Source organism: Pseudomonas sp. BP8, assembly GCF_017875955.1.
Lineage (GTDB): Bacteria > Pseudomonadota > Gammaproteobacteria > Pseudomonadales > Pseudomonadaceae > Aquipseudomonas.
Genome location: NZ_JAGINK010000001.1, coordinates 4,961,455 through 4,981,715, shown reverse-complemented (window position 1 = coordinate 4,981,715; position 20,261 = coordinate 4,961,455). Strand labels below are relative to the sequence as shown.

Genomic DNA, 20,261 nt, shown 5'->3' with positions numbered 1-20,261 from the left:
GGACAATGCGCATTTTGCGCGGGTCTGGCGGGAGTAGTAATGACGAACGAGCGGGAAGAGCGGCTGCTGGCCCGGGTTGAGGATGCCTTTGGCATCGTCAGTGTCTACGAGGTCGAGGACTATCGCTTTCTCGAGTTCGGCGAGGCCATCGAACAGAGCTGCGTGTTCACCGCCGACCCGAGCTGGCTGGAGTACGACTACACCCGGGCGATGCTGGTCGGCGCGCTGTGTCATGCGCAGCCGGAGAGTGCGCTGTTTCTTGGCCTGGGCGCCGGTACCCTGACCCAGGCGTGCCTGAAGTTCTTGCCGCTGGACGATGTCGAAGCGATCGAGCTGCGCCCGGATGTGCCGCGCCTGGCCATGGAATACCTGGGCCTGGATGACGACCCGCGGCTGTACGTGCGCATCGGCGATGCGGTGGAGTTGCTGCCCAGCGCGGAAAAAGCCGACCTGATCTTTGTCGACCTGTATACCGATCACGGCCCGGGGGTTGCCCACCTGGCGTGGAATTTCCTCGAGGGCTGCCAGCAGCAGCTCAACCCCGACGGCTGGCTGGTGATCAACCAGTGGGCCAGCGATGACGGCAAGCCGCTGGGCGCGGCGCTGTTGCGCGGGCTGTATCACCGCCACTACTGGGAACTGCCGGTGAAGGAGGGCAACGTGATCGTGCTGGTGCCGGCGGACCTTGATCAGGAGCTGTCGCTGGACGAGGTGCGCGCGCGGGCTGCCGCGTTGGCGCCGCAGTTGGGCTACAGCCTGGAATACCTGGTCAACGCGATCCGCCCTGCCACCTGAAACCCGCTCTCACAGGGATCGCGGTAACCCAGCAGCGACGCGTCCCCCTGTAGGAGCGGGCTTGCCCCGCGAAGAGGCCGGTCCAGCCAACCAAGTTGTATGGCACCGGCTTCGCCGGTGTCGCGGGGCAAGCCCGCTACAGGGGCAGTGCGAGTGCGCCGGGGTGCTCTGCGGGGAACCGATTCAGCCGGTAAACAATGGTGGCTCGGTACTGGCCCAGGCCCCGTAAAAAAATCTCACTGCAATAAAGGATTTCGGGTATAGTACGCGCCGGTCTTTTAGCGGGCCGCAAAATCAGGTGGTGCAAATCCTCCGAGTCCAGCTTCGGCTGCACGTCCGCTAGGCGGACCTTCCCAAGTTTTTCTTTTTCAATCGTTTTCGCAAATCCCCGCCGCCAAAACTGCCTGGGTGACCTTAGGGTCTTTCAAGGCATGTGCAGTTTTGGAGCATGGGTCTTTGCGGATGCACATAGAGGCAGACCCATGACCCAGGAAACCGGCGGATTCGCCGCTCTCGGACTTAACCCGAACATTGTTGCTGCCGTAATGGCCACCGGCTACGAAGAGCCGTCCGCCATTCAGCAACAGTCGATTCCGATCATCCTCGACGGTCATGACATGATCGGCCAGGCGCAGACCGGCACCGGTAAAACCGCTGCCTTCGCTCTGCCGATCCTCAACCGAATCGATGTGAGCAAGCGCGAACCGCAAGCCCTGATCCTGGCGCCAACCCGTGAGTTGGCGCTGCAAGTTGCAACCGCTTTCGAAACCTATGCCAAGCAAACGCCTGGCGTAAACGTTGTCGCTGTCTACGGTGGTGCCCCGATGGGCCCACAGCTGCGTGCCATTCGCAATGGTGCCCAGATCGTCGTAGCGACCCCAGGCCGTCTGTGCGACCACCTGCGTCGCGACGAGAAAGTCCTGTCGACTGTTCAGCACCTGGTGCTGGACGAAGCCGACGAGATGCTCAAGCTGGGCTTCATGGACGACCTCGAAGTCATCTTCGAGGCCCTGCCGCCGACTCGCCAGACCGTGCTGTTCTCTGCGACCCTGCCGTCGTCGATCCGCAGCATCGCCGAGCGTCATCTGCGCGATCCGAAACACGTCAAGATCCAGAGCAAGACTCAGACCGTCACCGCGATCGATCAGGCTCACCTGATGGTTCACGCCGACCAGAAGATCGCGGCTGTACTGCGTCTGCTGGAAGTCGAAGAGTTCGATGCGCTGATCGCCTTCGTGCGTACCAAGCAAGCCACCCTGGACCTCGCTGCCGCCCTTGAAGCCAAAGGCTACAAGGCTGCCGCGCTGAACGGCGACATCGCCCAGAACCAGCGTGAGCGCGTCATCGAATCGCTCAAGGATGGCCGCCTGGACATCGTCGTCGCTACCGACGTCGCTGCCCGTGGTCTGGACGTACCGCGCATCACCCACGTGTTCAACGTGGACATGCCGTACGACCCAGAGTCCTACGTTCACCGTATCGGCCGTACTGGCCGTGCCGGTCGCGAAGGTCGTGCGCTGCTGCTGGTCACCCCGCGTGAGCGCCGCATGCTGCAAGTGATCGAGCGTGTGACTGGGCAGAAGGTTGCCGAAGCCCGTCTGCCTGGCCCACAGGCCGTGCTCGATGCGCGCATCAAGAAGCTGACCGCGAGCCTGGCGCCGCTGGTGGCCGAAGCAGAAGCCAGCCATGGCGAACTGTTCGACCGTCTGACCGCTTCGCTGGAGTGCACTCCGCGTGCCCTGGCCTCGGCCCTGCTGCGCAAGGCCACCAATGGCCAGCCGCTGGACCTGGCTTCGGTCGAGCGCGAGCAGCCGCTGGTGCCGACCAATGCTCCGCGCGGTGAGCGCACCGAGCGTGGCGATCGTCCTGAGCGTGCTGAGCGTAGCGACCGTGGTGACCGTGAGCGTCGCGCGCCAATGCCACTGGCTGAAGGCCGTGTGCGTTGCCGTACCGCCCTGGGTGCCCGTGACGGCATCGCTGCCAAGAACCTGTTGGGTGCAATCCTCAACGAAGGCGGCCTGGCCCGTGATGCTATCGGTCGTATCCAGGTACGTGACAGCTTCAGCCTGGTCGAGCTGCCGGAAGATGGTCTGGAGCGTTTGCTGACCAAGCTCAAGGATACCCGTGTGGCCGGTAAGCAGCTGAAGCTGCGCCGTTACCGCGAGGATTGATCCTGGCGCACTAAAAAAATCCCCGACCTGGTCGGGGATTTTTTTTGGGGCTTCTTCGAGGATTGTTGGGGGATGATCTGTTGGCTTGGCTTGGCTTGGCTGGCTTAGGGGGTGTGGGCTTATCCATTTGATGGGGTGGCGCTGCTGGCCCCTTCCGCCCTTACGGCCATCCCTTTCAAGGTCTTTGAAATTTGGTCTGGCTTGAGCTCGCCGGGGGCGCTGCGCAGCCCTTTCGCGACACAAGGCCGCTCCCACAGAGACCGCGCCAGCTTGAGGTTGAGTGCAAGACAGTTGCCCAGAGGAGCGAACCGCGCCGTTCTTGAGGCATGTGCTATCCCTGTGGGAGCGGCCTTGCCGGGGCGCCGGACCGGTCGGAAAGGGGTGCGCAGCGCCCCCGGCGAGCTCAAGCCAGACCAAATTTCAAAGACCTTGAAAGGCCTGGCCCTTACGGCGGGTCACTTTTTTTCTTGGAAAAAAGTAACCAAAAACCGCTTGCTCCTGCATCCGGCCCCTACGCTGCGCTGCGGGGTCCCCTCGCTCCGGTCTTGCTCCGGGAGGACCGCGCTGTACGGCCCCTCCTGGGCCTCAGCGCTTTCCGCTCATCCATGGCCTCCACCTCCCTACGCAAGACCTGCGCTCGGCCTCCTGAAGTCGCTGGTAGATCAAGAGCAAGATCAAGATCAACAGCCACTGCAACGGCTGGCGAATCGCTGCGCTCTCGCTTTGTTTGTTTACGAGCGGATTTGTGGGGTGGCTGGGCAGGGCTGCGCCCTGCGATTTGCATTGGCAGTACCGGCCTCTTCGCGGGACAAGCCCGCTCCTACAGGGATTGCGCCGAATTCAAAATTTGCGCGATACCTGTAGGAGCGGGCTTGCCCCGCGAAGAGGCCCGAATATCCACCACCCATGCCACTATCAAAACAACGCCAGTCCAGACGCCACCCGTAACTACGCGACGTCAGGAGGCCGAGTGGAGGTCTTGCGCAGGGAGGTGGAGGCCATGGATGGCCGGAAAGCGCTGAGGCCCAGGATGGGCCGTACAGCGCGGTCCTCCCGGAGCAAGACCGGAGCGAGGGGACCCGCAGCGCAGCGAAGGGCCGGATGCAGGAGCAAGCGGTTTTTGGTTACTTTTTTCCAAGAAAAAAAGTGACCCGCCGTAAGGGCGGAAGGGGCCAGCAGCTACACCCCATCAAATGGATAAGCCCCCAACCTACAAGCCCCAGCCCCCAGCCAATCCGTGAAGAAACTTGGTCGTCTGCGCACATCGCGGCACCCGCGTTCTGGCGCTTCAGTCAAACCGATAGATATCCATCCCCAGCGCCCCCAGGGTAAACCCCTGATGCACGATCCCCAGCTTGCCCCCCGCACCCAAAGCAAAAAACAGCGGCAACAGGTGCTCGTCACTCGGATGATTACGCGCCGCGTGTGGCGCCTGCCGGCGATAGTCGAGCAGGGCCTCACGGTCATCCGCCTGCAACCGCTCCACCACCCAATCACGAAACGCCAGCGCCCACGGCTCGATCGCATCCGGCCCGGCATGCCAGTCCAGCTCACCGAGGTTGTGGGTGATGCTACCCGAGCCAATCAGCAGCACCTGCTCTGCACGCAGTGACGCCAGTGCCTGACCCACCTGCAACTGCAAAGCAGGCCCGGCCTGGCTGGGCAGCGACACCTGGATCACCGGGATGGCGGCGTCGCGGTACATCAACGACAACGGCACCCAGGCCCCATGGTCGAACGGACGCTGCGGGTCAAGCCGTGCCGGCAGGCCGGCCGCGGTCAATTGCTCACTGACGCGCTGGGCCAGCTCAGGCGCACCCGGTGCGGGATACTCGACGGCATACAGCGCCGGCGGAAAACCGTGGAAGTCATGCCAGGTCTGTGGGTGCGGGTTGCTCATCACCAGCAGCTCACGGCTTTCCCAGTGCGCCGACACCACCACGATCGCTTTGGGCCGGGGCAGGGCGTTGACCAGCCCGGCCAGTGCCGGCCCGCTGGCGCCGGGTTGCAGGGCAAGCATGGGCGATCCATGGGAAATGAACAGGCTGGGCAGCATGGCGGGGTCCTGACAGTTAAGATGCAATCATCTTCGATCAGATCTAGATCGACATCCAGACCAAGTTTTCCCACTGAACCATCGAAAAATCGGGAGTGAACATGCAGCCGGCGTTCTGGCACAAGAAGTGGGCGGATAACCAGATCGGTTTCCATCAGGCCCGGGTCAACCCCTATCTGCAGGCGCACTGGCCCGCGCTCGGCCTGACGCCGGGCAGCCGTGTGCTGGTGCCGCTGTGCGGCAAGAGCCTGGACATGCTCTGGCTGGCGGGGCAGGGCTATCAGGTGCGCGGTATCGAGCTGTCGCGGCGGGCGGTGGAGGCCTTTTTTGCCGAGCAGGGGCTGCAGGCCGAGGTATCTCAGCGCGGGGCGTTCGAGGTGTGGCGCAGTGGGGCGGTGGAGCTTTGGTGTGGCGATGTGTTTGCCTTGCAGGCGGCGGATATCGCCGAGTGTGCGGGGTTTTATGACCGTGCCGCGTTGATTGCGCTGCCGTTGGCGATGCGTCAGCGCTATCAGGCGTTGTTGAAGGAGGGGCTGCCGGCCGACTGCAAGGGTTTGCTGGTGACGCTTGATTACGATCAGGCGCTGGTCGAGGGGCCGCCGTTTTCGGTGGGGGATGATGAGGTGCGGGAGGGCTTTGCCGGTTGGCGTGTGGGGCAGCTCGAGGCGCCAGAGATTATTAGCCAGAGCCCTAAATTTTCGCAGGCTGGAGTAATCAGTTTGCTTGAGCGGGTCTATCGCGTTCAGCGTTGAGAATGCCGGGGGCGCAAAGCGCCCCCAAAATAGAAAGGGCGACCGAAGTCGCCCTTTTTTATCACTGTACCGATCAACCGCGACGACGCAGCGCCTCGATGCGGTCTTCCAGTGGCGGGTGGCTCATCAGCAGGCCAGCGAGGCCCTGCTTGAGGCCGCCGTTGATGCCGAACGCCTTCAGCGTATCAGGCATGTGCACCGGCATGCCTTGCTCCACGCGCAGGCGCTGCAGCGCACCGATCATCGCGGCAGTGCCGGCCAGGCGGGCGCCGGCTTCGTCGGCACGGTACTCGCGACGGCGCGAGAACCACATGACGATGATGCTGGCGAGAATGCCCAGGATCAGCTCGGCGACGATGGTCGCGATGTAGTAGGCAATGCCTTGGCCTTCTTCGTTTTTGAAGATCACCTTGTCGACGAAGTTGCCGATGATCCGCGCAAAGAACATCACGAAGGTGTTCACCACGCCTTGCACCAGCGCCAGGGTGACCATGTCACCGTTGGCCACGTGGCCGATCTCGTGGGCCAGCACGGCGCGCACTTCATCGGGTGAGAAGCGCTCCAGCAGGCCTTGCGAGACCGCAACCAGGGCGTCGTTGCGGTTCCAGCCGGTAGCGAAGGCGTTGGCCTCGTAGGCCGGGAAGATACCCACCTCGGGCATCTTGATGCCGGCTTCGCGAGACAACTCTTCGACCGTCTGCAACAGCCATTGCTCATGGCGGGTACGTGGCTGGGTGATGATCTGGGTGCCAGTGCTCATCTTCGCCATCCACTTGGAGATGAGCAGCGAGATCAGCGAGCCGGCAAAACCGAACACGGCGCAGAAGACCAGCAACTGGCCGAGGTCGAGATCAACCCCGTTGGCGGCCATGAACCCATTGAAGCCGAACAGGCTCAGGGTAATGCTTGCAACCAGCACCACCGCAAGGTTGGTGGCTACAAACAACAAGATGCGCATCATGGTTGTTACGTTCTCCTGACGGATGAAAATATCGCTTACTGCGGGGTATATAAGGGGGCTGTCGCGGGGATTCAACCGGTCGACTGTTTCAAGCTGTGTAGCGGGGAGTATGGCAGAGGATTTTCGCGGGGCTGTGGGATAGAGCGTTGCAGGATGTAAGAGAAGTTCCGGGGCCGGCAGGAGGCGCGCAGTGCGCGCCCCCGGCTATCTTACTGCTGGTAAGTACGCAGGAAGTTGCCAATGCGGCCGATGGCCTGCTCGAGGTCGTCCACTCGCGGCAAGGTCACCACACGGAAGTGGTCCGGCCACGGCCAGTTGAACGCCGTACCCTGGACGATCAGCAGTTTCTCAGACAGCAACAGGTCGAGGGCGAACTTCTCGTCGTTGAGGATCGGGCACACTTTGGGGTCGATCCGCGGGAACGCATACAGCGCGCCCATCGGCTTCACGCAACTCACGCCGGGGATGGCGTTGAGCAGCTCGTAGGTGCGGTTGCGCTGCTCGAGCAGGCGGCCCGGCGGCAGGACCAGGTCGTTGATGCTCTGGTAGCCGCCCAGGGCGGTCTGGATCGCGTGCTGGGCCGGGACGTTGGCGCACAGGCGCATGTTGGCCAGCATGTCGATGCCTTCGATGTAGCTCAGGGCATGGTGCTTGGGCCCGGAGATGATCAGCCAGCCGGAGCGGAAGCCTGCCACCCGGTACGACTTGGACAGGCCGTTGAAGGTCAGGCAGAGCAGGTCCGGGGCGAGCGAGGCGGTGCTGATGTGCACGGCTTCGTCATACAGGATCTTGTCGTAGATTTCGTCGGAGAACACCACCAGGTTGTGCTGGCGGGCCAGCTCGAGCATGCCCAGCAACAGCTCCCGGGAGTACACCGCGCCGGTCGGGTTGTTCGGGTTGATGATCACCAGGGCCTTGGTGTTGGGGGTAATCTTGGCCTTGATGTCTTCCAGGTCAGGGAACCAGTCGGCCTGCTCGTCGCACAGGTAGTGCACCGGCTTGCCGCCGGCCAGGCTCACGGCAGCGGTCCACAGCGGGTAGTCGGGCGCCGGGATCAGCACCTCGTCACCGTTGTTGAGCAGCGCCTGCATCGACATCACGATCAGCTCGGACACGCCGTTGCCCAGGTAGATGTCTTCGATGGTGACGCCTTCGATCTGCTTTTGCTGGCAGTACTGCATGACTGCCTTGCGCGCGCTGAACAGGCCTTTGGAGTCGCTGTAGCCCTGAGCGGTGGGCAGGTTGCGGATCACGTCCTGGAGGATTTCGTCCGGCGCCTCGAAGCCAAACGGTGCCGGGTTGCCGATGTTCAGCTTGAGGATGCGGTGGCCTTCCTCTTCCAGGCGCTTGGCGTGCTTGAGCACTGGGCCGCGAATGTCGTAGCAGACATTGGCAAGCTTGTTCGATTTGCTGAACTGCATGATGTGATCCCGATTGATAAGTCGCGGGCGCGTCGCCGTCGAAAGGTTTGAAAGGGCGCGGCGCGGGTGCCAGACTTGGAGCCTTGCGCACGAAGCCAACTAATATACGTGCCACCCGCGCTGCGGAAAAGCCAGTGCGAGGTGAAATTCAGCCTGCCGAGGTCACCTTATGCAAAAGATCGAGAAAACCCTGGAAGAATGGAGCGCGATGCTCGACCCGGCGCAGTACCAGGTGTGCCGCCTGAAAGGCACCGAGCGACCGTTCAGCGGCAAGTACAACAGCCACAAGGCCGACGGCACCTACCTGTGCATCTGCTGCCAGGCGCCGCTGTTCGACTCAGCCACCAAGTTCGATTCCGGTTGCGGCTGGCCAAGCTTCTACGCGCCGATCGCCGACAGCGCCATGATCGAGATCCGTGACACCACCCACGGCATGATCCGCACCGAGGTCACCTGCGCTCACTGCGATGCGCACCTGGGCCACGTGTTCCCCGATGGTCCACCGCCGACCGGGCTGCGCTACTGCATCAACTCGGTATGCCTGGACTTCAAGCCGCGTGACTGACCGGAGAGCCGCCATGGCCGATTCGTTGCTGGATATTCCTTGCATCACCCTCACCGGCGAGCACAAGGTCCTCGGTGATTTCGCCGGCAAGGCGCTGCTCCTGGTCAATACCGCCAGCCAGTGCGGCTTCACCCCGCAGTACAAGGGCTTGGAGCAGTTGTGGCAGGCCTACCGCGAGCAGGGCCTGGTGGTGGTTGGCTTCCCGTGCAACCAGTTCGGCAAGCAGGAGCCGGGTGAGGCGCGCGAGATCGCGGCGTTCTGCGAGGCGCGCTTTGGCGTGAGTTTCCCGCTGATGCGTAAGGTCGAGGTCAACGGCCCAGGTGCGCATCCGCTGTTTGTCGAGCTGAAAAAACGCGCGCCAGGCCTGCTCGGCACGCAGAAAATCAAGTGGAACTTCACCAAGTTTCTGGTCGACCCGGCCAGTGGCGAGGTCACCCGTTTTGCCCCTGCCACCAAGCCTGAGGCGCTCAAGGCGGCCATCGAGCCGCTGCTCAGGCGCTGACCGGCAGCCAGTGCTCGATGAGTGCCAGCAGCTCTTCGCGGCGAAACGGCTTGGCCAGGTAGTCATCCATGCCCGCGGCGCGGCAGCGCTCGCGCTCCTCGGGCATGGCGTTGGCGGTGAGGGCGACGATCGGCAACTGCGGCCAGCGCCCGCTCTGGCGAATGCGCCGGCTGGCCTCGTAGCCGTCCATGACGGGCATGTTGCAGTCCATCAGGATCAGGTCGAAGGTGTGCAGTTCGAGCTGCTCCAGGGCCTCGGCGCCCTGGTTGGCGACCACCACCTCGCAGCCGAGCTTGGCCAGCATGCCCTTGGCTACCAGTTGATTGACCGGGTTGTCCTCGACCAGCAGGATGCGCGCGCGGTGTGGCAGCAGGCTGGGGTGCTGGTCGGCAAGCGTGGCGTTTGGCGCTTCGCCCTGGAGCATCCGGCGCAGCGTCTGGTACAGCGCGTTGCGTGCCAGGGGGCGGGCCAGTTGCACCAGTGGCGCGAGCCTGCTGGCCTGCTCGCCGGGAAGAAAACTGCCATAGGCGGTCACCAGCAGGATCGGCACCTCGAGCGCTGGGCGCAGTTCAAGCAGATGCTCGAGGTCATCGGTGATCAGCAGGTCGAGCGCTACGCCCTGCAGCGCGGCGGCGCTGTTCAGTTGCTGGTAATCAAGGCCCCAGCCAGGCAGCAGGCCGGTGAGCAGTTCGGCCAAACCGCTGCCCGATTTGCTCAAGGCCACCACGCGTCCGCACAGCGCTGCCGGGGGGATGGCTTCGGTGTGCGTGCGCAAGGGCAGCTCGGCACTGAAACGGCTGCCAAAGCCCGCTTCTGACTGAATATGCAGGTGGCCTTGCATGGCCTTGCACAGTTTGCGTGTGAGGGCCAGGCCCAGGCCGGTGCCACCGTACTGGCGGGTAATGCCGGCGCCGGCCTGGGCGAACGGCTGAAAAATCCGTGCCTGGGCGTCTTCGGCGATGCCGATGCCGGTGTCGCAGACCTCCAGGCGCACACCGCCGACGATCGGCGTCAGGCGTATGTCGACCCGGCCGAAGCGGGTGAACTTGAGGGCGTTGGACAACAGGTTGCTGACAATCTGGCGCACCCGGGTCGGGTCGCCGAGAACCGTGCTCGGGAAGTTGCTGGCGATCAGGCAGGTCAGTTCGACACTGGCGGCGGCATTTTGCGAGAGCAGGTTGGCGGTGTCCTCGACCATCGCGCCCAGGTCGAAGGGGATGCTTTCCAGTTCGAGCTGGCCGGCGTCGAACTTGGACAGGTCGAGAATATCGTTGAGCAGCTCCACCATGACCTTGCCCGAGTCGTGGGCAATCGACAGTTGCTGGCGCTGTTCGCCCGCCAGGCCGCTGTCCAGGGCGAGGGCAATCATGCCCAGCATGCCGTTCAGGGGGGTGCGGATCTCGTGGCTCATGTGGGCAAGGAAGGCGGCGCGTGCCTGGGCCATTTCCAGTGCGCGCCGGCGCGCCTCTTCGAGGTCCTGGTTGGTCTGGCTGAGGCGGTTGTTGCTGGCCTTGAGCTCTTCGGTGCGCGCCGAGACGGCGTCTTCCAGCTCGTTCAGGTACTGCGTCAGGCGGTTTTCCGCGGCGCGGCGCTGCTGGATCTCGGTGGCCATGCTGACGAACTGCTGGTTGGCAACCTTGACCAGCACCCCGATTTCGTCGCGCTCGTGGCCCTGCGGGCAGTCCAGGCGAGTCTGCTGCGGCTTGCGTGGGTCGCTTTTGCTCAGCGCGGCGATCACCGTCACCAGCGGCTTGGTCAGCATCATGTAGAACAGCGCGAGGAGGATCCCGGTGAGGATCAGGCTGCGGGTAAAGCCATTGAGCAGGGTCACCCCTGAGCGGTCGAGAAAGCGCCTGCCGAAGGTATAGGTGTCGACGTCCAGGTACAGCATGCCGAGGTACTCGTGGGGCATGTGTGCCAGGTACAGGCGGTCCTGGAACTGGCGCTGCTCGCCGAACAGGAAGTCGCTCAGCGGCCGGTAGCGGTCTTCCAGGCGTGGCCGCTGCACGTCGGCGAGCACCGTGTCGTTGTTGTCGATCAGCCGGGCGCGGAATACCGCTGGCGATTGCAGCAGACCGCCGGTCAGCTCCTGGGCCAGCTCGGCGTCGATGTTGTAGGCGATGCGTGAGGCCGGGTTATGGCTGATTTGCAGCAACGCCTGCACTTCGCGGTTGATGGACGCGTCTTCGCTGGCATAATCGATGCCGATCTGGATGAGACTGAGCAATGTTCCCAGGATGAAGCCGACCAGGACTGTCAACCGGGCTTGCTTGTATGACAGGCGATTGGTGAACTTGATATCCATGTGTCCCGATTCGGTTTGTCGCTCCTGCGCTGCGAAGCATAGCCGATGTACCCCGGCTACTGGCGGGTCTGTCGTACATTCAGCTGGAATATTGTTGCGGGCAGTGCCCGCCCTATACGTCTAAGGAGTCACCATGGACCCCCGCTTGACCGCCTTCCTCGACCGTGCCGAATCCGTCCTGGCGCGCCTCGAACCCTTGTTGCCCGCCCCGCGTCCGCACATCGACTGGCACAGCACCTTGGCGGCCCGTTGGCAGCGTGACGGGCGCAGCGGTTACCTGATGCCGCTGGAGGTTAGCCTGGACATGCGCCTGAGCGACCTGATCGGCGTCGACAAGCAGCGTGATCAGTTAGGCCGCAACACCGATCAGTTCATTAATGGCCTGCCGGCCAACCATGCCTTGCTGTGGGGCTCGCGCGGTACCGGCAAGTCGTCGCTGGTGCGCGCCTTGCTCGCCGAGCATGCCGGGGCTGGGCTGCGCCTGATCGAGATCGAGCGCGACCACCTGGCCGACCTGCCGCGGGTGGTCGAGCAACTGCACAGGCTCGAACAGCGTTTCATCCTGTTCTGCGATGACCTCTCGTTCGAAGCCGGGGAGGGCGACTATCGGGTGCTCAAGAGCGTGCTCGATGGCTCGCTGGAGCAGGCCCCAGACAACGTCCTGTTGTACGCCACGTCCAACCGCCGGCACCTGGTGCCGGAGAAACAGAGCGACAACGAAAACTGGAAGATGGTCGACGGCGAGCTGCACCCTAACGAAGCGGTGGAAGACAAGATTGCCCTGTCTGACCGTTTCGGCCTGTGGTTGTCGTTCTATCCGTTCAGCCAGGAGCATTTCCTCGACGTGGTCGAACACTGGATCGGCCAGTTGGCCAGCGCGGCCGGGCTGGCCTGGCAGCGTGACGAAGCGCTTGAAGTCCTTGCTGTGCGCTGGGCGACCGGCCGTGGCAACCGAAATGGCCGTTGTGCCTATCAGTTCGCCCGCTACTGGGTTGGGCTGCAATTGTTGGAGCAGAAATAAATGATCGACCTTAATGCCAGTGGCGCCGGCCTCGATGGCTACAACCTGCTGGCTGCTCAAGTGCAGGCGCTGTTTGCCGACGAGCGTGATTTCATCGCCAATGCCGCGCAGTTCTCGGCCTTCCTTTATAGCCAGCTGGATGACCTGAACTGGGCAGGCTTTTATATCAACCGCAACGAGGAGTTGGTGCTGGGGCCGTTCCAGGGGCAGGTAGCGTGCGTGCGCATTGCCTTCAGCAAGGGCGTGTGCGGCGCGGCGGCGGCCACCCGGCAGACCCAGCGGGTTGACGATGTGCATGCCTTCCCCGGGCATATTGCCTGTGACAGTGCGTCGAACAGTGAGCTGGTGGTGCCGCTGGTGAAGGCGGGCAGGCTGGTTGGCGTGCTGGATCTGGACAGCCCGAAGCTGGCGCGCTTCAGTGAAGTGGATCAGCTGGGCATCGAGCGGTTGGTGGCGATCTTTCTGGAATTGACCGACTGCTGATGGGCTGGGCTATCGCGACACAAGGCTCCCACAAACACAGCGCCAGTCATGAGGCATGCGCGATCCCTGCGGGAGCGGCCTTGTGTCGCGAAATGAGGGCGCAGCCCTCACCGGCATCCTATCCAGATACGCTCCGTTCGCCGGCTGCAATCCGGTCACGCTCTCATAGACCAAAACGCTAACGCATTGATTTAGTCGAGCCCTGTAGGCGCGGGCTTGTCCCGCGAAGAGGCCCGCCCAGCCAACCGATCAGTCGTAAATGACCTTCTTCTTCCAGGTCTCATCCTCGTCTGTCTTGAGCCCTTCAGTCAGTTCGTTCTCATCTGCCTGGGCGGGCTCCATCTGGTCCAGCACCATCGCGTTGGCCCTACCCAGCAGTTTCTCCAGATAGGTCAACTGCTCCTCATATTGCTTGGGCTCGGCCTGCTTGCGCAGATACTGCACGCCACGTTCGAACGCGAGCCGTGCATGCCCGGGCTGATTCTGCTGAAGCGCCTGCTGCCCCAGGCTGTTGAAGAACTCTATATGCAGCAGGACCAGGATGTGGCGGATTTCCTTGACCCAGTACTTGCCCTCGTTGCTCGCCAGAAAGCTTTCCTGGGTGGCCCGCACGATCTGGTTGTGCAGTGCCTCAAGCAGAAAGCGCACGTCCTTGGCCTTGGCCTCGGTCTGGATGGGGCTTGGCGGGTTGTTCAGCGGCAGCTTCTCTCCCAGCGCAATCAACCCCTCCAGCTCAGCCAGGCGCGCCTTCAGCTCAGCGTTGTGCTTGTCGACCGCCAACTGGCGCTGGGTGACGTTCAGTTCCAGGCGGGTCATCAGCAACTTCAGGGCGGGCGTGGTCAGCTGGCCTGGGAAGGTTTCGTTGAGCTCCGCGCAGCGGCGAGCACGTTCGGCCAGCTCGATCTTGAGCCGCGCGCGATCAAGCTTGGTGTTCTCAACGATGTTATTGAGGTAGCCGATCACGATCAGCAATGCGATACCGGCCACGATGAGCAGGGTGATCAGAAGTGGTGTCACCGTTAACGCCTCGGAAGAAGTTGTGCATTAATGAGTGTAGTGAGTTCCCCGGGCAGCGAACAGTGCAGGCCGGCGGGATCTACGCTCTATTTAGCAGGATAATGGCACTTTGCTTGGGAGCTTGCCGCCACGCCGTCAGAAAATCAACGCCAATACCCGGACGCCCACTGCCAAGGCGGTCGCCGTCGGCCGAAGTCATTGATTTAAATAAATTTATACAAAGGGGTTGACGACTATCCACGGCATCCCTAGAATGCGCGCCACTTGCAGCGTAAAGCACACAGCGATACGAGGCAGGGAGTGAAAGCAGCATGAAAATGCTTGCAGCGTGTCCCCTTCGTCTAGTGGCCTAGGACACCGCCCTTTCACGGCGGTAACAGGGGTTCGAGTCCCCTAGGGGACGCCATATGCGGGAATAGCTCAGTTGGTAGAGCACGACCTTGCCAAGGTCGGGGTCGCGAGTTCGAGTCTCGTTTCCCGCTCCAGTTTTACGGCAACGCTTAGCGGCGGGGCTGGAAAAAAGAAATCCAGGACATTACGAAAGGAAGTCCTGGTGCGCTGAAAAGCGTTGTGTGTCCCCTTCGTCTAGTGGCCTAGGACACCGCCCTTTCACGGCGGTAACAGGGGTTCGAGTCCCCTAGGGGACGCCATTTGCGGGAATAGCTCAGTTGGTAGAGCACGACCTTGCCAAGGTCGGGGTCGCGAGTTCGAGTCTCGTTTCCCGCTCCAGTTTTTCAAACTGTGGCGTTCATGACGTAACAGCGGTGGTGCAGGGCAGTACAGCCTTTCACGCCGACAGCAACACGCTTCACTTTGCGGGAATAGCTCAGTTGGTAGAGCACGACCTTGCCAAGGTCGGGGTCGCGAGTTCGAGTCTCGTTTCCCGCTCCAAACACGAAAAACGCCACTCATGCGAGTGGCGTTTTTTTTTGGGGTTTTTCACGGATTGTTGGGCGGATGATCTGTTGGCTTGGCTTGGCTTGGCTTGGCTTGGCTTGGCGGGCTTAGAAATTGGTGGGCTTATCCATTTGATGCGCTGGCGCTTCTGGCCCCTTCCGCCCTTACGGCCATCCCTTTCAAGGTCTTCTGAAATTGCGCTTGGCGTGAGCTCGCCGGGGCCGCTGCGCGCCCCTTTCGCGACACAAGGCCGCTCCCACATGGACGGCGCCGGGCAGTGACTTTCATGTATTGAACAAAAAATGGGCAAAACTCCACCCTGTGGGAGCGGCCTTGTGTCGCGAAAGGGCTGCGCAGCGGCCCCGGCGAACTCAAGCCAAAGGAAAATTCAGAAAAATGCAGAGACCTTGAAAGGGATGGCCCTTACGGCGGGTCACTTTTTTTCTTGGAAAAAAGTAACCAAAAACCGCTTGCTCCTGCATCCGGTCCCTGCGCTGCGCTTCGGGGTTCCCTCGCTCCGGTCTTGCTCCGGGAGGACCGCGCTGTACGGCCCCTCCTGGGCCTCAGCGCTTTCCGGCCATCCATGGCCTCCACCTCCCTGCGCAAGACCTCCACTCGGCCTCCTGACGTCGCGAAGTTACGGGTGGCGTCTGGGCTGGCGTTGTCTTCGATAGTGGCAGGTGTGGTGGATATTCGGGTCTCTTCGCGGGGCAAGCCCGCTCCTACAGGTATCGCGCCGAATCCAAAATCTGCGCCAATCCTGTTGCTGCGGCGGTGCGGCGATCCGACATGCCCCGCGAAGAGGCCGGTACAGCGCCGAATTCAAAATCTGCGCCAATCCTGTTGCTGCGGCGGTGCGGCGATCCGACATGCCCCGCGAAGAGGCCGGTACAGCGCCGAATTCAAAATCTGCGCCAATCCTGTTGCTGCGGCGGTGCGGCGATCCGACATGCCCCGCGAAGAGGCCGGTACAGCGCCGAATTCAAAATCTGCGCCAATCCTGTTGCTGCGGCGGTGCGGCGATCCGACATGCCCCGTGAAGAGGCCGGTACAGCGCCGAATTCAAAATCCGCGCAATCCCTGTAGGAGCGGCGGTGCGGCGATCCGACTTGTCCCGCGAAGAGGCCGGTACTGCCAATGCAAATCGCAGGGCGCAGCCCTGCCAGCCACCCCACAAATCCGCTGGTAAATAAACAAAGCGAGAGCGCAGCGATTCGCCTGCCGTTGCCCTGGCTGTTGATCTTGATCTGGCTCTTGATCTACCAGCGACTTCAGGAGGCCGAGCGCAGGTCTTGCGCAGGGAGGTGGAGGCCATGGATGGCCGGAAAGCGCTGAGGCCCAGGAGGGGCCGTACAGCGCGGTCCTCCCGGAGCAAGACCGGAGCGAGGGAACCCCGAAGCGCAGCGTAGGGGCCGTATGATGGAGCAAGCGGTTTTTGGTTACTTTTTTCCAAGAAAAAAAGTGACCCGCCGTAAGGGCGGAAGGGGCCAGCAGCGCCACCCCATAAAATGGATAAGCCCCCAGCCTAAAAGCCTAAAAGCCCCACCCCCACCATCCCCGCCAATCCGTGAACAACCTTTGTTACCTTCGCCCCGCCCCACGTATCACCGGTAGCTCACGGTAAAGCTCAACGTACCTTCAGCACTCCCAGGCGTCACGCTCGAGTGAGTCTGGTAGTAGCGCGCCTGAAAATGCAACTGTGTGTCGCCAACGGTCAATGGCTTGATTGCCAGGTCTTGCTGGAGCCTGACCGGCGTACCGTCAGCGTGTAGCAGCTGGATACCAATACCCGTGGCACTGGCGACGCTGTTAAGACTGAACAGCCCCAGGTCATGCTGGATCGGGATCGATCCGCTTACACCATCAAAGTTGATATAGGCAGTGGCAGTGCTTGCGGCGGGGTCGTCTTCACAATCGTTGAGGGTGATGTGAAAAGGTACCGAAGGCGTGGTCGTATGCTCCGCGGTGAACACGCTCAACTCATGGTCCCCCAGATCAACTGGGTCTGCGCTCACAGCATCCGGGCGTAAGGTGCATTCTGCCCTGGTGACGGTACCGTGCAGGTGGGCACGCATGACCGTGCCGACATCGCTGTAGGTGCCGCTGAGCAATTTCTGGCCGTTGAAACTGTTTGGACCTGGGGGAATAGCGCCAGTTTTGATCAGGGTCAGGTAGACGCGCAGGTTGGCCATTTCGATCGCAAGCGGGCCAGTAGCACTGTTGTGGTGACCTGTATACGGGACTGAAGTCCAGCTGTCGGGAGTCCAGTAGTTAGCGAAACCGCCGCCGGTATAGGGGTTATCGAGGCGGACATGGATGCCTATGCCGGGTACATCCGTTTGCAGAACCCGGCCGTTGAGGTCTTGCCCGCCAATAGGGGGCAGGGAGCCAGCGAATATCGGCGCGGTATTGGCTACCTGCGCGGTCAGGTACTCGGTGCCGGTGACGTTATTGCAGTTGACGCCCAGGCGTGCATCATTCCCTACGTTATAGCGCTGTTCGAGTGGACCGATCACCGTGCCTACTGGCGCATCGCGGGGTACCCATAGATTCGCGGTGAGGGTGAGATTGTGCACCAGCTCCCCGGAAATACCCCCGCGCCACTCGCAAATGGCCAAGGCGGGCGTACTGCAGCCGAGGGCTGACACCAGGGCGATCAACTGGGTTGGCGAAAGTCGTTTCATGCTGCGGGATTCCTTGCAGGATCTGAGGTCGATAGGCAGCTCAATGTCTGCATTCGGTAGCCTTGCGTTTGCGGCATCTGCCCAGGGTCGATGTCCAGTTGGCAGTTTTCGGGCTGCTCGCCCCACTGCAAGTGCAGTTGCTGCTGCTCAATGTTGGTCGCGATCAACGCTTGGCCGCCCTGGCCGACCACGGCAAGCGGCTTGCCTTGCGCATCGCTGACCTGGGCGCCGAACGGCAGCGGTTGGCCATTGGCTTGCAGCAGGGTGAGGATCAGCCGCGCGACCTTGCGCGCAGCAAAATCTGCGCGCACTACAGCGCCACGGCGCGGGACGACATGCAGGCTGGCGTTGTCGATGTCGACTTCCGGGCCGGCTTGGTCGGTGTCCAGCACCAACTGATTGGCGCGGTAGGGGCGCAAGTACGGCACTACCATGAAGCCGTCGGCGTTGGTGCGACCGGCTGTTGCGTTCTGCAAGCCGACATTGGCGATCTGCGGCACCTGGACCAGTGCATTGGTCTCGCCCAGGTACGGCCCCCAGACGACGCCCTGTTCATGCAGGAGCAGGCTGCCGCTGGCGTTGAGCGACAACGACCGATAGTTGCTGCCCTCGGTATAGCCCAGGCCATAGTTGCTGGTATCGCCTTGGTAAGCTAACGATACAGCGCCGCTGTGTTGGCCCTGTTCGCTGCGGTTGGCCGAGGTCACATAGCTCAGCCGGTTGTCCAGGGCACTGCCGGTCAGGCTGGCACGCTGGCTGAAGCGGCTACCATTGGCTTGCGCATCGAAGCTGAGGTTGGTGTTGCGAATGATGTCCAGCGGCATGGAGATGCTCAGGCCCAGCATTCGGTCATCCTTGCCGCGGGCGCTGAGCGCCTGGGAGGCGAACAGGTTGTAACTGACCTTGCCTAGGTAGGTGCTGAACTGAAACTGATAGTTGCGACGGCGCAGGTTGTTGCGCCAGTAATCGTCCTGCGACAGGTTAAGGCTGAGCGAGCTGCGCTGGCCGATCTGCTGGTGGGCGCTGAGATCGACGCGGCTGCGTCGGTTGCCCAGATAGCCGGCGTAGGCATAACGCTCGCGCACGGCTTCGTCAAAATCCCGATAGCCCTGGGTGGAATAGCGATAGCCGGCAAAGCGCACGTTGGTCCCGCTTTGGAAGGTCTTGCCGTACCGGGCTGCAAAACTGCGCCCCTGAACCTCGCCCAACTGTTTGCCCAGGTCACTGTGTGACTGGGTGACATCGAATGACAGGGCGCCGAGCTCGCCCAGGTCGCGCGCTGCGCCGAAGGTTGCTGCGCGGTAATAGTCGCCGCCCTGGACACCGCCGTAGAGGGTGGTGTTCCAGGCGCCGCCGCGGGCCAGGGTCGCTTGCAGCAACAGCGGCTCATCAATGTGCTCGGCGCCGTTGTAGCGCCCGGCCGTGGCACTGTAGCGCCAGGTACCGTCGCGCAGCAGGTTGGCCAGGCTCGAGTAGGGCTGGAAAAACCGCGAGACTTTGCCGTCGGCTTCGGTGAGGACGACTTCCAGTTCGCCGCTGCCAGCGCCGACGCTGAGGTCATCGATCACATAGGGGCCAGGGGCGACGTAGGTGGAGTAGAGTGGGTAGCCGTTTTGCAGCACCTCAAGCTTGGCGCGGGTTTGCGCAACGCCACGGATCAGCGGGGCATAGTTTTGCATGATGTCGGGCAGCATGCCCAGGTCGGAGTTCACTTGCACGCCCTTGAAGGGCAGGCTGCGAAACACCGTGCCGTCGCTGAAGGTCTCGCCCAAGGTCAACATGCTGCGGTTGTCGGGCAGGTCGCGCTGCACGTAGGTATTGCTTTGCGTCCAGCGCCGTTGCCCGGTTTGGTCATCGCGCAACACCTGGCTGCTGCGCAGGCGCCAGGGGCCGAGATTGACGCCGCTGTTCAGGTGCAGGTCATGGCTGGTCTGGCTGGCGCTGCCGTTGCGGCTGCGCGCCTGTGTCGAGACCTGGTAGTTGAGGAATGCTGCGTTGATGCCCTGGCTCCAGCGCGCTGGGTCGATGGCGCCAGCAATGTCGCGGCGCAGCACGGCCTGGGGAATCGACAGATTCAGGCTGAGCGTGCGCGGATCGAACTGCGCTTGCGCGTCGCTGATCAGTGCGGCCAGGTTCAGGCACGGGTCCTGTTCGTCCAAAGCTGAACTTAGCGCCTCTTCACGCACGCCAGCCTCGCGCACCAGGTTGGCGTTCAGGCATGCCTGTAAGCCTTGGCCATGTGATCCTTGCTGAAATTCAATCTCACGGTAACCGAGATAGGCCTGATTGACGCTCAGCGCTACCTGATAGCGCCCTGGTGCCAACGGCATGTTGGCGGCGAGTGCCTGCAACGCGACAGACCCGGCCTCGGCCTCCTGATCGGGGGCTTGGCGCATGAAACTTGAGTTGAATTGTACGGGGGAGGTTTCGGCAAATGCTGTTTTGGTGAGGGTCAGTAGCAAGCAGCCGCCACTTATGGCCAGCAGTGGTGCAAAACCAGGGCGTGACGGCACAAGCAAGCGCCTATGGAGCGGGTGCATGGAGAGGGTCCTATCGAGGCCACCAGCTTGACAGGCGCCTCACACAGACCAGGCGCCTCGTCAATGACGTGGGCGGTTAGGCCTTGCATGC

13 protein-coding genes, 5 tRNA genes and 1 pseudogene are annotated in these 20,261 nt (G+C 62.3%); 12 read left to right on the top strand and 7 right to left on the bottom strand.

The genetic code is table 11. From position 1 onward, the window contains the following. The first annotated feature begins 39 nt into the window (after positions 1 to 39). The gene (locus tag J3B00_RS21790; RefSeq protein ID WP_209871759.1) at positions 40 to 795 is read left to right on the top strand and encodes a spermidine synthase; all 756 of its coding nucleotides are present in this window, start codon (positions 40 to 42) and stop codon (positions 793 to 795) included. Between the two features lie 448 nt (positions 796 to 1,243). Beyond that, positions 1,244 to 2,966 (top strand): annotated as a pseudogene (locus tag J3B00_RS21785) (DEAD/DEAH box helicase). 1,288 nt (positions 2,967 to 4,254) lie between these two features. Here J3B00_RS21785 and J3B00_RS21780 read toward each other — a convergent pair. Beyond that, positions 4,255 to 5,022: a class III extradiol ring-cleavage dioxygenase gene (locus tag J3B00_RS21780; RefSeq protein WP_209871753.1), complete on the bottom strand. Its 768-nt coding sequence runs from the start codon at positions 5,020 to 5,022 to the stop codon at positions 4,255 to 4,257. A gap of 101 nt (positions 5,023 to 5,123) precedes the next feature. Here J3B00_RS21780 and J3B00_RS21775 point away from each other — a divergent pair, with 101 nt between their 5' ends. Then, entirely contained in the window at positions 5,124 to 5,774 is a 651-nt protein-coding gene (locus J3B00_RS21775) for a thiopurine S-methyltransferase (protein ID WP_209871750.1), read from the top strand. Between the two features lie 73 nt (positions 5,775 to 5,847). Here the strand turns inward: J3B00_RS21775 and htpX are convergent, their stop codons facing one another. Both htpX and J3B00_RS21765 read right to left on the bottom strand, forming a co-directional pair. Further along, complete coding sequence (htpX, locus tag J3B00_RS21770) at positions 5,848 to 6,735, bottom strand: protease HtpX (protein ID WP_209871748.1); 888 nt, start codon at positions 6,733 to 6,735, stop codon at positions 5,848 to 5,850. Between the two features lie 209 nt (positions 6,736 to 6,944). Continuing rightward, the gene (locus J3B00_RS21765) at positions 6,945 to 8,156 is read right to left on the bottom strand and encodes a pyridoxal phosphate-dependent aminotransferase (RefSeq protein WP_209871745.1); all 1,212 of its coding nucleotides are present in this window, start codon (positions 8,154 to 8,156) and stop codon (positions 6,945 to 6,947) included. A 169-nt stretch (positions 8,157 to 8,325) separates the two neighbouring features. Here J3B00_RS21765 and msrB point away from each other — a divergent pair, with 169 nt between their 5' ends. Both msrB and J3B00_RS21755 read left to right on the top strand, forming a co-directional pair. Next, the gene (gene msrB / locus J3B00_RS21760) at positions 8,326 to 8,721 is read left to right on the top strand and encodes a peptide-methionine (R)-S-oxide reductase MsrB (protein WP_209871743.1); all 396 of its coding nucleotides are present in this window, start codon (positions 8,326 to 8,328) and stop codon (positions 8,719 to 8,721) included. A 13-nt stretch (positions 8,722 to 8,734) separates the two neighbouring features. Further along, positions 8,735 to 9,223 (top strand): glutathione peroxidase, encoded by a 489-nt coding sequence (locus J3B00_RS21755; protein ID WP_209871741.1) that lies wholly within the window; start codon positions 8,735 to 8,737, stop codon positions 9,221 to 9,223. Here J3B00_RS21755 and J3B00_RS21750 read toward each other — a convergent pair. Beyond that, positions 9,213 to 11,528: a response regulator gene (locus J3B00_RS21750; protein ID WP_209871738.1), complete on the bottom strand. Its 2,316-nt coding sequence runs from the start codon at positions 11,526 to 11,528 to the stop codon at positions 9,213 to 9,215. The genes J3B00_RS21755 and J3B00_RS21750 overlap by 11 nt on opposite strands. 133 nt (positions 11,529 to 11,661) lie before the next feature. On the opposite strand from J3B00_RS21750, the gene J3B00_RS21745 reads away from it, so the two are divergent. Continuing rightward, positions 11,662 to 12,549, top strand: coding sequence for an ATP-binding protein (locus tag J3B00_RS21745; RefSeq protein WP_209871735.1), 888 nt, complete (start codon positions 11,662 to 11,664; stop codon positions 12,547 to 12,549). After that, positions 12,550 to 13,032, top strand: coding sequence for a GAF domain-containing protein (locus J3B00_RS21740; RefSeq protein ID WP_209871731.1), 483 nt, complete (start codon positions 12,550 to 12,552; stop codon positions 13,030 to 13,032). Between the two features lie 249 nt (positions 13,033 to 13,281). Here J3B00_RS21740 and J3B00_RS21735 read toward each other — a convergent pair whose 3' ends face one another. Continuing rightward, positions 13,282 to 14,049 carry a hypothetical protein gene (locus J3B00_RS21735; protein WP_209871728.1) on the bottom strand — a complete coding sequence of 256 codons (768 nt, stop codon included), beginning with the start codon at positions 14,047 to 14,049 and terminating at the stop codon, positions 13,282 to 13,284. Between the two features lie 330 nt (positions 14,050 to 14,379). Here J3B00_RS21735 and J3B00_RS21730 point away from each other — a divergent pair. From J3B00_RS21730 to J3B00_RS21710, 5 genes are all read left to right on the top strand, one after another. After that, a tRNA-Glu gene (locus J3B00_RS21730) sits at positions 14,380 to 14,455 on the top strand. 3 nt (positions 14,456 to 14,458) lie between these two features. Continuing rightward, positions 14,459 to 14,534, top strand: a tRNA-Gly gene (locus tag J3B00_RS21725). Positions 14,535 to 14,623: 89 nt separating this feature from the next. After that, a tRNA-Glu gene (locus J3B00_RS21720) sits at positions 14,624 to 14,699 on the top strand. Positions 14,700 to 14,702: 3 nt separating this feature from the next. Next, positions 14,703 to 14,778 (top strand) — tRNA-Gly (locus J3B00_RS21715). A gap of 86 nt (positions 14,779 to 14,864) precedes the next feature. Further along, positions 14,865 to 14,940, top strand: a tRNA-Gly gene (locus J3B00_RS21710). A gap of 1,610 nt (positions 14,941 to 16,550) precedes the next feature. Here J3B00_RS21710 and J3B00_RS21705 read toward each other — a convergent pair. Together J3B00_RS21705 and J3B00_RS21700 are read right to left on the bottom strand one after the other, a co-directional pair. Beyond that, on the bottom strand, positions 16,551 to 17,630 hold the full coding sequence (locus J3B00_RS21705) for a fimbrial protein (protein WP_209871725.1): 1,080 nt from the start codon (positions 17,628 to 17,630) through the stop codon (positions 16,551 to 16,553). After that, complete coding sequence (locus J3B00_RS21700; protein WP_209871723.1) at positions 17,627 to 20,170, bottom strand: fimbria/pilus outer membrane usher protein; 2,544 nt, start codon at positions 20,168 to 20,170, stop codon at positions 17,627 to 17,629. The genes J3B00_RS21705 and J3B00_RS21700 overlap by 4 nt, the downstream gene beginning before the upstream one ends. Positions 20,171 to 20,261 lie beyond the last annotated feature (91 nt).

What these genes read in the sequence shown, in the direction of transcription:
- J3B00_RS21790 (WP_209871759.1), top strand. Translation starts at nt 40, where the DNA reads ATGACGAACGAGCGGGAAGAGCGGCTGCTGGCCCGGGTTGAGGATGCC.
- J3B00_RS21780 (WP_209871753.1), bottom strand. Translation starts at nt 5,022, where the DNA reads ATGCTGCCCAGCCTGTTCATTTCCCATGGATCGCCCATGCTTGCCCTG.
- J3B00_RS21775 (WP_209871750.1), top strand. Translation starts at nt 5,124, where the DNA reads ATGCAGCCGGCGTTCTGGCACAAGAAGTGGGCGGATAACCAGATCGGT.
- htpX (WP_209871748.1), bottom strand. Translation starts at nt 6,735, where the DNA reads ATGATGCGCATCTTGTTGTTTGTAGCCACCAACCTTGCGGTGGTGCTG.
- J3B00_RS21765 (WP_209871745.1), bottom strand. Translation starts at nt 8,156, where the DNA reads ATGCAGTTCAGCAAATCGAACAAGCTTGCCAATGTCTGCTACGACATT.
- msrB (WP_209871743.1), top strand. Translation starts at nt 8,326, where the DNA reads ATGCAAAAGATCGAGAAAACCCTGGAAGAATGGAGCGCGATGCTCGAC.
- J3B00_RS21755 (WP_209871741.1), top strand. Translation starts at nt 8,735, where the DNA reads ATGGCCGATTCGTTGCTGGATATTCCTTGCATCACCCTCACCGGCGAG.
- J3B00_RS21750 (WP_209871738.1), bottom strand. Translation starts at nt 11,528, where the DNA reads ATGGATATCAAGTTCACCAATCGCCTGTCATACAAGCAAGCCCGGTTG.
- J3B00_RS21745 (WP_209871735.1), top strand. Translation starts at nt 11,662, where the DNA reads ATGGACCCCCGCTTGACCGCCTTCCTCGACCGTGCCGAATCCGTCCTG.
- J3B00_RS21740 (WP_209871731.1), top strand. Translation starts at nt 12,550, where the DNA reads ATGATCGACCTTAATGCCAGTGGCGCCGGCCTCGATGGCTACAACCTG.
- J3B00_RS21705 (WP_209871725.1), bottom strand. Translation starts at nt 17,630, where the DNA reads ATGAAACGACTTTCGCCAACCCAGTTGATCGCCCTGGTGTCAGCCCTC.
- J3B00_RS21700 (WP_209871723.1), bottom strand. Translation starts at nt 20,170, where the DNA reads ATGCACCCGCTCCATAGGCGCTTGCTTGTGCCGTCACGCCCTGGTTTT.